The organism is Lentzea sp. NPDC058436, from assembly GCF_042721515.1.
In the GTDB taxonomy this organism is placed as follows: Bacteria; Actinomycetota; Actinomycetes; order Mycobacteriales; family Pseudonocardiaceae; genus Lentzea.
This window is the reverse complement of the sequence record NZ_JBHXLF010000004.1, coordinates 373,690-385,438: the sequence shown is the minus strand read 5'-3', so window position 1 is coordinate 385,438 and position 11,749 is coordinate 373,690. Positions and strand designations below refer to the sequence as shown.

Annotated in this window: 14 protein-coding genes; 8 read left to right on the top strand and 6 right to left on the bottom strand. The window is 69.6% G+C overall.

What is annotated here, in order from left to right; translation table 11 throughout:
• Positions 1-181 precede the first annotated feature (181 nt).
• The gene (locus ACFWN2_RS20500) at positions 182-823 is read left to right on the top strand and encodes a DedA family protein (RefSeq protein WP_382429422.1); all 642 of its coding nucleotides are present in this window, start codon (positions 182-184) and stop codon (positions 821-823) included.
• Between the two features lie 74 nt (positions 824-897).
• Here the strand turns inward: ACFWN2_RS20500 and katG are convergent, their stop codons facing one another.
• From katG to ACFWN2_RS20485, 3 genes are all read right to left on the bottom strand, one after another.
• Complete coding sequence (gene katG, locus ACFWN2_RS20495) at positions 898-3,129, bottom strand: catalase/peroxidase HPI (RefSeq protein WP_382429420.1); 2,232 nt, start codon at positions 3,127-3,129, stop codon at positions 898-900.
• Between the two features lie 18 nt (positions 3,130-3,147).
• Positions 3,148-3,582: a Fur family transcriptional regulator gene (locus tag ACFWN2_RS20490; protein ID WP_382429418.1), complete on the bottom strand. Its 435-nt coding sequence runs from the start codon at positions 3,580-3,582 to the stop codon at positions 3,148-3,150.
• A gap of 67 nt (positions 3,583-3,649) precedes the next feature.
• On the bottom strand, positions 3,650-5,044 hold the full coding sequence (locus ACFWN2_RS20485) for a PLP-dependent aminotransferase family protein (protein WP_382429416.1): 1,395 nt from the start codon (positions 5,042-5,044) through the stop codon (positions 3,650-3,652).
• Positions 5,045-5,066: 22 nt separating this feature from the next.
• Between ACFWN2_RS20485 and ACFWN2_RS20480 the strand changes: the two genes are divergently transcribed.
• From ACFWN2_RS20480 to ACFWN2_RS20465, 4 genes are read left to right on the top strand one after another with little or no spacing between them, the layout of a single operon-like run.
• Positions 5,067-5,957 (top strand): DMT family transporter, encoded by an 891-nt coding sequence (locus ACFWN2_RS20480; protein ID WP_382429414.1) that lies wholly within the window; start codon positions 5,067-5,069, stop codon positions 5,955-5,957.
• 39 nt (positions 5,958-5,996) lie between these two features.
• On the top strand, positions 5,997-6,539 hold the full coding sequence (locus ACFWN2_RS20475; protein WP_382429412.1) for a DUF6939 family protein: 543 nt from the start codon (positions 5,997-5,999) through the stop codon (positions 6,537-6,539).
• A 44-nt stretch (positions 6,540-6,583) separates the two neighbouring features.
• Entirely contained in the window at positions 6,584-6,931 is a 348-nt protein-coding gene (locus ACFWN2_RS20470) for an MmcQ/YjbR family DNA-binding protein (RefSeq protein ID WP_382429410.1), read from the top strand.
• Positions 6,928-7,287 carry a VOC family protein gene (locus tag ACFWN2_RS20465; RefSeq protein ID WP_382429408.1) on the top strand — a complete coding sequence of 120 codons (360 nt, stop codon included), beginning with the start codon at positions 6,928-6,930 and terminating at the stop codon, positions 7,285-7,287. Before ACFWN2_RS20470 ends, ACFWN2_RS20465 begins: the two co-directional genes overlap by 4 nt.
• A gap of 3 nt (positions 7,288-7,290) precedes the next feature.
• On the opposite strand, the gene ACFWN2_RS20460 is transcribed toward ACFWN2_RS20465, so the two are convergent.
• Positions 7,291-8,139, bottom strand: coding sequence for a tat pathway signal sequence (locus tag ACFWN2_RS20460; RefSeq protein WP_382429406.1), 849 nt, complete (start codon positions 8,137-8,139; stop codon positions 7,291-7,293).
• A 149-nt stretch (positions 8,140-8,288) separates the two neighbouring features.
• Here ACFWN2_RS20460 and ACFWN2_RS20455 point away from each other — a divergent pair, with 149 nt between their 5' ends.
• Genes ACFWN2_RS20455 through ACFWN2_RS20445 form a run of 3 tightly spaced genes read left to right on the top strand, consistent with a single transcriptional unit; the run spans position 8,289 to position 9,870 of the window.
• Positions 8,289-8,711, top strand: a complete 423-nt coding sequence (locus ACFWN2_RS20455; protein WP_382429404.1) for a hypothetical protein — start codon at positions 8,289-8,291, stop codon at positions 8,709-8,711.
• Positions 8,712-8,764: 53 nt separating this feature from the next.
• On the top strand, positions 8,765-8,929 hold the full coding sequence (locus ACFWN2_RS20450; protein WP_382429666.1) for a helix-turn-helix transcriptional regulator: 165 nt from the start codon (positions 8,765-8,767) through the stop codon (positions 8,927-8,929).
• A gap of 50 nt (positions 8,930-8,979) precedes the next feature.
• Positions 8,980-9,870, top strand: a complete 891-nt coding sequence (locus ACFWN2_RS20445) for an NAD(P)-dependent alcohol dehydrogenase (RefSeq protein WP_382429402.1) — start codon at positions 8,980-8,982, stop codon at positions 9,868-9,870.
• Here the strand turns inward: ACFWN2_RS20445 and ACFWN2_RS20440 are convergent.
• On the bottom strand, positions 9,828-11,009 hold the full coding sequence (locus tag ACFWN2_RS20440) for an amidohydrolase family protein (RefSeq protein WP_382429400.1): 1,182 nt from the start codon (positions 11,007-11,009) through the stop codon (positions 9,828-9,830). The two genes, ACFWN2_RS20445 and ACFWN2_RS20440, sit on opposite strands and share 43 nt — an antisense overlap.
• Before the next feature lie 38 nt (positions 11,010-11,047).
• Complete coding sequence (gene ribA, locus ACFWN2_RS20435; protein WP_382429398.1) at positions 11,048-11,683, bottom strand: GTP cyclohydrolase II; 636 nt, start codon at positions 11,681-11,683, stop codon at positions 11,048-11,050.
• Positions 11,684-11,749: the final 66 nt, after the last annotated feature.

Here is an 11,749-nt window from a genome sequence, read left to right as displayed (position 1 = left end):
CACCGTACCGACCCACCCGATCCCCGGCATTGCGGTTTACCGCAGTATCGCCCTGCGGTTTCCCTCAACTTTGCCCTGCGGTTTCCCCCAAGGTTATTGACGGACAACCTCATGGTCCGCCCTGCTCCCCATTCCTAACGTGGACCCCGACCAATCCGTCGTTCCGAGGGGAAATCGCAAAATGCTGGCTGAATGGGCCGTCTCACTGATGGAGTCACTGGGAGGCGTGGGCGCCGCCGTGGTCGTGGGCCTCGACAACCTGTTCCCGCCGATCCCGAGCGAACTGGTGCTGCCCCTGGCAGGCTTCTCCGCGAGCAAAGGCGTGTTCAGCCTGCCCGCGGCCCTGTTCTGGACCACCCTGGGCTCCGTCGCCGGCGCAGTCGTCGTCTACCTCGCGGGCATGCTCCTGGGCCGCGACCGCACCCGCGCCCTGGTCGCCCGCATTCCGCTGGTCCGCGTGACCGACTTCGACAAAACGGAAGCCTGGTTCACCCGCCACGGCACCAAAGCGGTGTTCTTCGGCAGAATGGTGCCGTTGTTCCGCAGCTTCATCTCCCTGCCGGCAGGCGTGGAACGCATGAACTTCCCGAAGTTCCTGATCCTCACCACTCTGGGCAGCCTGATCTGGAACACGGTCTTCGTGAGCGCGGGCTACCTGCTGGGCGAGAACTGGCACCGAGTCGAGTCCTACGCGGGCATCTTCCAAAAGCTCGTCATCGCCGCCGTGGTTCTCGCCGTGGCCTTCTTCGTGACGACCCGCCTGCGCCAGCGCAAGAAGGGCGACCCGGAGGCGACCGCCGTCTTACCGCGCGCCAACCGCTGACCAGAACCCCCTGCAGACGAAGGCACCCCAGGCCGGGGGAGTGGCCTGGGGTGCCGGGAAAGCGTCTGTCAGTCTCAGACGTCGTACCGGTCCGCGTTCATGACCTTGTTCCACGCGGACACGAAGTCCGTGACGAACTTCGAGGCGGCGTCGTCACTCGCGTAGACCTCGGCGACGGCGCGCAGCTCGGAGTTCGAGCCGAACACCAGGTCGTTGCGGGTGGCGGTCCAGCGGACGGCACCGGTGGCGCGGTCGCGGCCCTCGAAGTTCTCCTCGTCGTCGGTGACCGACTTCCACTCCGTCTCCATGTCGAGGAGGTTGACGAAGAAGTCGTTGGTCAGCGTCTCCGGCTTGGCCGTCAGCACGCCCGCCGTCGAGCCGCCGTGGTTGGCGCCCAGCACGCGCAGGCCGCCGACCAGCACGGTCAGCTCCGGTGCGGAGAGGCCGAGGAGGTTGGCCTTGTCGATCAGCAGGTACTCCGACGGCAGCGGGGTGGCCTTGCCGCCGTAGTTGCGGAAGCCGTCGACGGTGGGCTCCAGGACGGCGAACGACTCGGCGTCGGTCTGCTCCTGGGTGGCGTCGGTGCGGCCCGCGAGGAACGGCACCTCGGCGTCGTGGCCCGCGGCCTTGGCGGCCTGCTCGATCGCCGCGGCACCGCCGAGGACGATCACATCGGCCAGCGAGACCTTCTTGCCGCCGGTCGCGGAGCTGTTGAACGCCTCCTGCACGCCCTCCAGCACACGCAGCACCTGGGCGAGCTGGTCGGGCTCGTTGACGTCCCAGCCGCGCTGCGGCTCCAGGCGGATGCGCGCGCCGTTGGCGCCGCCGCGCTTGTCGCTCTGGCGGAACGACGCGGCCGAGGCCCACGCGGTCTTGACGAGCTGCGAGACCGAGAGGCCGGACTCGAGGATCTTCGCCTTCAGCGACGCGACGTCGTCGGCGGAGACGAGCTCGTGGTCGCGCACCGGCAGGCGGTCCTGCCAGATCAGCTCCTCCTGCGGCACCTGCGGGCCGAGGTAGCGCTGGATCGGGCCCATGTCGCGGTGCGTCAGCTTGAACCACGCGCGGGAGAACGCGTCGGAGAACGCCTGGTGGTCCTCGGCGAACTTGCGCGAGATCGGCTCGTAGACCGGGTCGAAGCGCAGCGCCAGGTCGGTCGTCAGCATCTCCGGCGTGCGGTTGAGCGTGCCGTCCTCGGGGTCGGGCACGGAGTTGGCGCCCGCGCCGTCCTTCGGCTTCCACTGGTGCGCGCCGGCCGGGGACTTGGTGAGCTCCCAGTCGAACGCGAACAGGTTCTTGAAGAACAGGTTCGTCCACTTGGTGGGCTGCTGCGTCCAGGTCACCTCCAGGCCGGAGGTGATGGCGTCGCGGCCCTTGCCGGTGCCGTGCGTGCTGATCCAGCCGAAGCCCTGCGCGTCGATCAGCGAGCCCTCGGGCTCGGCGCCGACGAGCGACGGGTCGCCCGCGCCGTGCGCCTTGCCGAAGGTGTGGCCGCCGGCGATGAGCGCGACGGTCTCCTCGTCGTTCATGCCCATGCGTCCGAACGTCTCGCGGATGTCGCGGGCGGAGGCCAGCGGGTCAGGGTTGCCGTTGGGGCCCTCCGGGTTGACGTAGATCAGACCCATCTGGACGGCCGCGAGGGGCGACTCCAGGTCGCGCTCACCGCTGTAGCGGGTGTCGCCGCCGAGCCACTCGGTCTCCGGGCCCCAGTAGACGTCCTCGTCCGGCTCCCACACGTCCGTGCGGCCGCCGGCGAAGCCGAAGGTGTCGAAGCCCATGGTCTCCAGCGCGCGGTTGCCCGTGAAGATCATGAGGTCGGCCCAGGAGACCTTCTTGCCCCACTTCTTCTTGACCGGCCACAGCAGACGGCGGGCCTTGTCGAGGTTGCCGTTGTCCGGCCAGCTGTTGAGCGGCGCGAAGCGCTGCATGCCCGCGCCGGCGCCACCGCGGCCGTCGTGGGTGCGGTAGGTGCCCGCGCTGTGCCACGCCATGCGGATCATGAACGGGCCGTAGTGCCCGAAGTCCGCCGGCCACCAGTCCTTCGACTCGGTGAGCACCGCGTCGACGTCGCGCGCCAGCTCGTCGAGGTCGACGGTCAGGAACTCCTGGGCGTAGTCGAGGCCACCGCCGAACGGGTCCGCCTGGACGGGGTGCTTGCGCAGGATCCGGAGGTTGAGCTGTTTGGGCCACCAGTCACGGTTGCTGCCGCCCTCGCTGGGGTGGCTGCGCCGGCCGTGCGCGACCGGGCAGCCCCCGGCCTCCTCCACGTTCAGGTCGGCCAGCTTGGCGTCAGTGCTGTCGGACACGGGAATCCTTCCGGGTGTTCAGGAACTTTTCGCGGCGGTCGTGCACTCGGGGCAGGAGCCCCAGTAGATGACCTCGGCCTCGTCGATGACGAACCCGTGGTCGTCGGATGCGTCCAGGCAGGGCGCGTGGCCGACCGCGCAGTCGACGTCGGCGATGGCACCGCAGGATCTGCACACGACGTGGTGGTGGTTGTCCCCGACGCGCGCCTCGTAGCGGGCGACCGAGCCCTGGGGCTCGATCTTCCGCAGCAGGCCGGCTCCGGTCAGTGCACGGAGCACGTCGTACACGGCCTGGTGGGAGACAGCGCCGAGGTTCTGACGCACGACACCGATGATCGAGTCCGTGTCGGCGTGCGGGTGGGAGTGCACCGCGGACAGCACTGCCATCCGCGGAGCCGTCACCCGGAGCGACGCTCCACGCAACATGCGCTCGAAATCGGAAGCCGTGGGCACGAAGGCCACCCTGCCGTCTTTTCTGGATTGAGTCAAGTTAACGAACGATGCAATTCACCCGAAGCGGTCACCGACGCACGGTGGACATGGCCTCGGCCAGCCGCCGGACCCCCTCGGCGAGCACGTGCTCCGGTGCGCCGCCGTAGGTCAAACGAAGAAAGCTGCCCGGTGGTTCAGCGGCGAACCACGGCCGTCCGGGGAACACCACGACGTCCCGCGCCGCGGCCGCCGTCGTCAGCTCCAGGTCGTCCACACCCTCCGGCAACGTCGCCCACAGGTGCAGGCCGCCCGACGAGCGAGCGACCTCGAACTCCGGCAGGTGCTCGCCGACCGCCCGCGCCAACGCGTCCCGCCTCGACCGCAGGGCCTGCTGGAGCGCGCGCAGGTGCCGGCGCCAGACGGGGGACGTCACGAGGTCGATCGCCGCCTCCTGCAACGGCCCGGCGACGTACAGGTCCTGGCGGGAACGCGTGTTCTTGAGGCGCGTGCCCGCAGGTCCGCGGGCACCGATCGCGGCGACGCGCAGTCCGGGCGCGGCGACCTTGGTGAGCGAGCGGACGTAGACGACGTGGCCGTCGGTGTCCTGCGAGACCAGCGTCGGCGGCGCGGTGCCGTCGATCGTGAAGCCGCGCGCCCAGTCGTCCTCGACCAGGAACGCGCCGACGCGGCGGACGATCCGCATGACCTCGGTGCGACGCTCGTCGGACAGCACGGCGCCGTGCGGGTTCGCGTGCAACGGCTGGCAGTAGAAGACCTTCGCGCCGGTCCGCTCGAACGCGGCCTGGAGCAGGTCCGGCCGCACACCGTCCTGGTCCGCGGGCACGGGAACGACCTTGAGCCCGGCGTCGCGGGCCGCCGCGATCGCACCCAGGTAGGTGGGCGACTCGACCAGCACCGCGTCGCCCTGGCCACCGAGCCCGCGGAACACCGTCGCGAGCGCCTCCTGGGCGCCCGCGCACACCGTGATGTCACCGGCCCTGAGCTCGCCGCCGGCCTCCTTCGCGAACCACGCGCGCAGCTCCTCCCTGCCCTCGACCGGCACGCGCCCCCACGAGGAGGGCCGGCGCGCCGCCCGGCTGAGCGCGGCGCCGAGCGCGTCGGTGGGTTGCAGGCCGGGGTCGAGGTAACCGCTGGTCAGCGGGATCGCCTCGGGTTTCGGCACCGCGACCAGGTTGGCCACGAGGTCCTCGCCGGGCCTGCCCTCGCCGAGCGCGACGGCCTGCCACGACAGGTCGTGGCTCGGCGTCGCCGTGCGCGCGGCGACGAAGCTGCCCCTGCCGGGCCGCACCTCGACCAGCCCTTCGGCGGCCACGCGCTGGATGGCCTGCTGGACCGTCGCGGGCGAGGCCCGGTGCCGCGCCATCAGGTCGCGCACCGAGGGCATGCGGTCACCGGCGCGGCCGGCACGTGCCGCTGCTCTCAGGTCCTCGATAACGCGGACGGCTGCGTTATCCTCATTCATGAGAGCCAAGAGTAACGTTATCGTGCCGGCGGGGGTAACACTCGGCGCGCTGGGCGTGCTGGGATTCAGCTTCTCCCTGCCCGCGACCCGCCTGGCGGTGGCAGGTCTGGACCCGTGGTTCGTCGCGTTCGGCCGCGCGCTGGTCGCCGGTGTCCTGGCGATCGCCTACCTCGCGTTATCGCGTGCACCGCGTCCGACGGTGACACAGGTGCGCCGCCTGGTCGTCGTCGCGGTCGGCATCGTGATCGGCTTCCCGCTCTTCACGTCCCTGGCCCTCACCACGCAGACCTCGGCCCACGGCGCCGTCGTGATCGCCGTGCTGCCCATGTCCACGGCGATCTGGGCCGTTCTGCGCGCCGGCGAACGCCCGCCCCTCGCGTTCTGGCTCTCCAGCGGCGCGGGCCTGCTCGCCGTGCTGGCCTTCGTGGCCACCGGCGGCGGCTTCTCCGGCTCACTGGGCCTTGCCGACCTCTACCTGCTCGTCGCCGTCGTCCTGTGCGGCCTGGGCTACGCCGAGGGAGGCGCGCTCTCCCGCGAACTGGGCGGCGCCAGGACCGTCTGCTGGGCACTGGTCGTCTCGCTGCCCGTGACGATCCCGATCTCCTTGTACACAGCCGACTTCTCCCGCGCCGACGGCGTCGTGTGGCTCAGTTTCGCCTACGTGGCACTGATCTCGATGTTCCTGGGCTTCTTCGCCTGGTACGCGGGCCTGGCCGCGGGCGGCGTGGCCAAGATCGGCCAGATCCAGCTGGCCCAGCCGGTCCTCACCCTCCTGTGGTCGGCATTGGTGCTGGGCGAACCTGTCGGCTGGCCCGCCCTCGCCACCGCGGCCGTCGTGCTCGTCTGCGTCGTGCTCACCCAACGAAGTCGTGTCGCGCCAGCAACGCCCGCGACGGCCCAGCCGGTGCGCTGACCGCCCGGAATTGTCAGACCCTCCTGCCATCCTCGACCCATGCCGATCGAAGTCGCGAGCAAGCGCCGCAAGGTGAAGCGCCCCGACGCGGTGGTCATCGACGTGACCTCCCGCGGTCCCGAGCCGTGGGTGCGCTTCAGCCCGTTCTTCCCGCACGGCCAGATTCCTGTGCCGTTGTCGCCGGGCGTGACGAGCGAGTCCGTCGAGGGCCTGTGGCAGGCGTTGAAGGTCTTCGAGGGCGAGGACGTCGACCCGGCGAAGCTCGCGGTGACGTCGATGAAGGGCCTGAAGCGCACGGTCCGCCGCTTCGGGCAGGTGCGGGGGCATCGCGCCGGCCTGACCGGGGAGCGCCTCCTCGACTACCGGACGGCCCGGCTGGAGATCTACTTACCGGCCTACCGCTGGGTGCTGGAACACCGCCTCGGAGCCGAGGTGGCGCGGTTGCGCGAGCTGGCGTCGTCGGCCGACGTCGTGCTGCTCGACTACACGACCAACGGCGACGTCGAGGACCTCGGCATGCCGCTGTCCCACGCCGGCCTGATCGTTGATCATCTCGGGAGGCTCGGCGCGCACGCGTCCTGAAAGCCGGATTTATACTTTCCGCTCTTCGGCTTTGGGGGTCGGTTGTGGCGACGACGAACAAGCAGCTCTTCAAGATCGTGGACGGGCTCGCCGAGGCGAAGCGCTCGTCCGGGCAGCAGTACGACACGTTCCGCGTGCGCGGCAAGGTGTTCGGCTACTACTGGCCGCGCACGCAGACGGTCGGGCTGAAGCAGACGCTGTCCGAGCAGCTGGCACTCGTGGCGGAGCGGCCCGACGTGTTCGAGGTGCAGTTCACGGCCGGCGGTTTCGGCTGGGTCGTGGTGTACCTGGAGGGCGTCGACGCGGACGAGATGAAGGAACTGGTCTTCGAGGCGTGGCGGTTGTCGGCGCCGGAGGAGCTCGTCGCCCAGGTGCCGGACCTCGCGCGATGACCAGGGTCAAGTTCGAGCTACCGGCGGACGACCTGGCGAGGGCGACGGCGTTCTACCGCGACGTCTTCGGGTGGTCGGCGCAGCGGCTGCCGTTCGACTACGTGCTGGTCGACGCCAGTGGCAAGCCGGTCGACGTCGCGGACGCGGACGGGGGCATCTCGCCGCGCACCGAGTTCGTGCGGGGGCCGGTGCTGATGATCGACGTGTCGAGCATCGACGAGGTGGCGCGCAAGGTCGTGGCGGCGGGAGGCGTGCTCCTCAACGACAAGGAGCGTGTCGGCGACTTCGGGTTCTCGCAGTACGTGAAGGACAGCGAGGGCAGCGTGCTCTGCCTGTGGGAGTCGTTGCAGGGTTGATGCTCAGCGGAACAGGATGCGGGTGATCTCCGTGTCCGTGTCGCGGCCTTCGTCGTAGGCGCCCTCGCCCTGCAGGTTGTTCATGATCGCGAGCGTGTACCGAGCGTCCTTCCCGACGAACCCGACCGAGTTCATGACCCAGCCGCCGTCCTCCTCCGACCAGCCGTTCTTCACACCAGAGTCGGGGCCCCAGACTCCCCACTGCTGCACGGGGCCGACCTCGCGCATCTGGCCGACGATGTACTCGCGGTCGGCTTCGGGGACGGTGTCGAGCACGTAGTTCATCAGGCGGTCGAGGTCGTTCGCCGTGCACTTCTCGAAGCCCCAGTACGGGAACGTGGGCGAATATCCCTTCTGCGGCACGAGATCGGTCATGCCGTACTTGCCGAACGCCGCGTTGAACGTCGTGCCGTTGTACTTCTTCCACAACGAGTCCGCCGCGTCGTCGTCGGACGTGTGCAGCATCGCGCTCATCAGCGTGCGGTCGCCCGCGCTCAGCGTGATCTTCCCGGCGCGGTGGCGTTCGAGCAGGTTGACGACCATCGCGAGCTTGATCGTCGAGGCCGTCCACGTCAGGTCGCCGGCGTGCTCGTTGCGCCAGGTCGCGCCCGTCTTGCGGTCGCGCAGCACGAAACCGACGGAGCCCGGCCGCGTCTCGGCGTAGTCCTCGGCCGCCTTCAGGCGCTTCTGGAAGTCGCACTCGAACCCGCTGTCGGGTAGCGGGCACACCTCGGGTGTCGCGACCTTCGGGGCCGCCGCCGGGGTGTGTGCCGCGGCGGGTGGTTCCGCCGTCACTGCGTGACCGCAGGCCGTGAGGGCGAGCGCGCACGCGACGAGCATCGGACGGAGCATGCGCGGCACGCTAACGGGTCCGATCGGACGTAGTCGACCGCCATCCGGCCGCGCCGCCCGCGGCAGGGTCGAGTCAAAGATGTTTGACACGATGTCTGGTTCGCTTTACCTTGGTGATGTCAGGTTTCTTTGACATCAGGAGCGGGACCATGGCGTTCGAAGAGAAGCGGGCGTGGGCGTTGGCGGTCATCTCCGTGGTCGGTTATGCCTTGTACGTCGTGCTTGTGGTGAATGGCGCGGCGGGCCGGGAGCTCGTGAATGCGCCGTACGTCACACCGATGCTGTGGACGATCGGGCTCGGAATCGTCGCCGGGATCGTGTCGGGCATCTGGTTCGGCATCGCCGCGCGCAACGACGGTCTGCAGGCCGACGAGCGAGACCGCGAGATCGGCAGGCTCGCCGACAACATCGGCCAGTCGTTCGTCGTCATCGGCGGTCTGGCCGCGATGGTGCTGGCGGTGGTCGAGGCGCCCTACTTCTGGATCGCGAACGTGCTCTACCTGTGCTTCGTGCTGTCCGCGGTGCTCGGCTCGCTGGCGAAGATCATGTTCTACCGGCGGGGGATGGCGTGAAGCCCACCAAGGTCACCAACTCCATCCGCGCGCTGCGGTTCGCGCACGGCGAGATGAAGCAGGCCGATCTCGCCGCGGCCATCGGCGTGACGCGGCAGACGCTGATCGCCGTCGAGCAGGGGAAGTACTCGCCCTCGCTGGAGGTCGCTTTCAAGATCGCGCGGGTGTTCGGGGTGTCGCTCGAAGAGGTGTTCCAGTACCCGGAGGAGGAATCGTGAAGGCTGTCGTGCAACGAAGATACGGATCGGCGGTGTTCGGTGAGCTCGCTGTGCCTGTGCCTCGGGAGGGCGAGGTTCTGCTGGAGGTGCGGGCGGCGGGCGTCGACATGGGCGTCTGGCACCTGCTCGAAGGCAAGCCGTACCTGGTGCGGATCCTCGGGTTCGGGTTCCGCGGGCCGAAGTCACCGGTGCCGGGACGGGACGTCTCCGGTGTCGTGAAGGAGATCGGGCCGGGCGTCACCGCGTTCGCGGTCGGCGACGAGGTGTTCGGCACGTGCGAGGGGTCGTTCGCCGAGTACGCCGTCGCTCCGGTCGCACGGCTGGCGCGCAAGCCGGAGGGGATCTCGTTCACCGAGGCGGCCGCGGTGCCGATCTCGGGGGGAACGGCGCTGGAGGGTCTGCGCGGAGTCCGTCCGGGACAACGGGTTCTGGTGATCGGCGCCGGCGGGGGAGTCGGGTCGTACGGCGTCCAGATCGCGAAGGCCCTGGGCGCGCACGTGACCGGCGTGTGCAGCACGGGCAAGGTCGAGCTGGTGCGGTCGCTGGGCGCCGACGAGGTCTTCGACTACACGGTCGCGGACTTCACCGGGACGTACGACCTGATCCTGTCGTGCGGCGGGGGACGGCCGTTGTCCCGGCTGCGCAGGGCGACGGTCGCGGGCGGCCGGATCGTCCTGGTCGGTTCCGAGGACGGGGGAGCGGTCACCGGCGGGTTCGAGAAGTCGCTGGCCTCGGTCGTGCAGAACCCCTTCATCAAGCAGAAGTTCGTCCCGCTGATGGCTCAGGAGCGCGGCGAGATCTTCGACGAGCTGCGCGTGCTGGTCGAGGCGGGCAGCGTGAAACCCGCCGTGGGCAAGGTCTTCCCGCTGTCCGAGGCCCTGGAAGCGGTGGACCACGTCTACTCGCGACGGTCCACCGGCAAGACGGTCGTCGCGATCTGACCACCGATCACCACGGTCGTCACGTGGTGCAACGCCGTGATGTCCCGCATGGGATCTCCTTGCACGGCGATCACGTCCGCGTCCCAGCCGGGCTTCAGCACGCCCTTGCCGACACCGCAGGCCCTCGCGGCCTCACTGGTGGCGCTCGCCAGCACCACCGAGTTCGGAACCCCGGCCTCGATCATGTTGCCGAGGGCGTGGGCGGTGATCCCGTGGGCCTTGCCCGCGCCGATCCCGCCGTCGGTTCCGGACACGGCGCGCACGCCGTGGTCGTACATGCGGCCGACCGCGTTGATCTTGGCCGCCAGGCTCATCCCCATGCGCGCGAACGCCTCCCTGATGTGCGGGGGCGGCGTCTCCGTGGAACCGAGCGTGTGGCAGACGGCGATGTCGGCCTCGGCGAGCGAGTCCATCAGTTCGACGGGGATCACCATGGCCCCGCCGGACAGGCACGTGCAGTGCTCGATGCCGTCGACGCCCGCGGCCACGGCGTGCTGGACGGCCGCGAGGCTGTGGGCGTGGGCGGTCACCGGGAGGCCGAGCGAGTGGGCCTCCTCGACGACCACGCGCAGGTCGTGCTCGGTGAACTGGCAGTCGTCGACGATCGTGCCGGGGGTCGCGAACCCGCCGCTGGCCATGATCTTCACGATGTCCACCCTGCGCTCGGCCCGCTCGCGCACGGCCGAGCGGAGCGCCTCGTCACCGGCCGCCTCACCGCCCATCGACCAGCAGTGTCCCCGCGGGCTCGTGATGGGAGGACCGGAGGCGAGGACGCGCTGCCGGTGCCGGTCGCGCTGGTCCACCACGGCCCACGCGCGGTCACCGAGGTCGCGCACGGTCGTGACGCCGGCTCTCAGCTGCCGGTCGAGACCGTCCGCGATCACCGCGTCGAGGTGTTCGGAGGTGAACTCGGGCAGGCGGTCGAGCGCGCCGTTCGCGCTGTCCGCGCACAGGTGCACGTGGGTGTCGATCAGTCCGGGTAGGACGGTCGCGGTGCCGAGGTCGACGACCTCGGCACCCGGCACGTCGGGATGACCGTGCTCGACGGCCCTGATCTTCCCGTCCTCGGTGATGACCGTGACGGGACCCGCGATCGACCGCTCACCGTCGAACGCGCGCGCAGCCCGCAGCGCCAGCATCGGCACAGTCTGAGCGCCTCATGCCGGCAAAGCAACGGTCAGCGGGCGTGCGGCAGCGTCGTGAACCCCTCGACCTGGGGCAGGTCGTGCCCGAGCCGGTCGCGCTTCGCGGTCAGGTACGCGATGTTGTGCTGGTTGGGCGTCATCAGCGACGGCACCCGCGCGGTCACCGGGATCCCGTTGGACTCCAGCGCCGCGATCTTGTCCGGGTTGTTGGACATCAGCCGCACGGACTGCACGCGCAGATGCCTGAGCACGTGCGCGGCAGGCGTGTAGTCGCGCACGTCCACGGGAAGCCCGAGCGACGTGGCGGAGTCCAACGTGTCCAGTCCCTCGTCCTGCAGCACGTGCGTGCGGATCTTGTCCACCAAACCGATTCCGCGTCCTTCGTGGCCGCGCAGGTACACGAGGATGCCGCTGCCTTCGCGCACGATCGTGTTCAGCGCGGCGTCGAGCTGCTCACCGCACTCGCAGCGCATGGCCGCGAAGATGTCGCCGGTCATGCACTCGGAGTGGATGCGCACCAGGACGTTCTCGCGCAGCTTCGTCTTGCCGTAGACCAGAGCCATGTGTTCGTGGCCGTTCGCGCGGAACGCGACTGCGCGGAAGGTGCCACGACGTGTCACCAGGTCTGACTCTGCAACGTCTTCCTCTTTGAAGGCCTGCTCGAACATCTCCGGTCCCCTTGTCGCCAGGCGCCTTCCGAACGTGCAGCTACGCTCGGATGGAGGTCGCACCGT

Excerpts from the sequence above, each read along its gene's own strand:
- ACFWN2_RS20460 (WP_382429406.1), bottom strand. The coding sequence starts at position 8,139 with ATGCTCCGTCCGATGCTCGTCGCGTGCGCGCTCGCCCTCACGGCCTGC.
- ACFWN2_RS20485 (WP_382429416.1), bottom strand. The coding sequence starts at position 5,044 with ATGAATGAGGATAACGCAGCCGTCCGCGTTATCGAGGACCTGAGAGCA.
- ACFWN2_RS20475 (WP_382429412.1), top strand. The coding sequence starts at position 5,997 with ATGCCGATCGAAGTCGCGAGCAAGCGCCGCAAGGTGAAGCGCCCCGAC.
- ACFWN2_RS20450 (WP_382429666.1), top strand. The coding sequence starts at position 8,765 with ATGAAGCAGGCCGATCTCGCCGCGGCCATCGGCGTGACGCGGCAGACG.
- ACFWN2_RS20455 (WP_382429404.1), top strand. The coding sequence starts at position 8,289 with ATGGCGTTCGAAGAGAAGCGGGCGTGGGCGTTGGCGGTCATCTCCGTG.
- ACFWN2_RS20465 (WP_382429408.1), top strand. The coding sequence starts at position 6,928 with ATGACCAGGGTCAAGTTCGAGCTACCGGCGGACGACCTGGCGAGGGCG.
- ACFWN2_RS20440 (WP_382429400.1), bottom strand. The coding sequence starts at position 11,009 with ATGCTGGCGCTGCGGGCTGCGCGCGCGTTCGACGGTGAGCGGTCGATC.
- ACFWN2_RS20500 (WP_382429422.1), top strand. The coding sequence starts at position 182 with ATGCTGGCTGAATGGGCCGTCTCACTGATGGAGTCACTGGGAGGCGTG.
- ribA (WP_382429398.1), bottom strand. The coding sequence starts at position 11,683 with ATGTTCGAGCAGGCCTTCAAAGAGGAAGACGTTGCAGAGTCAGACCTG.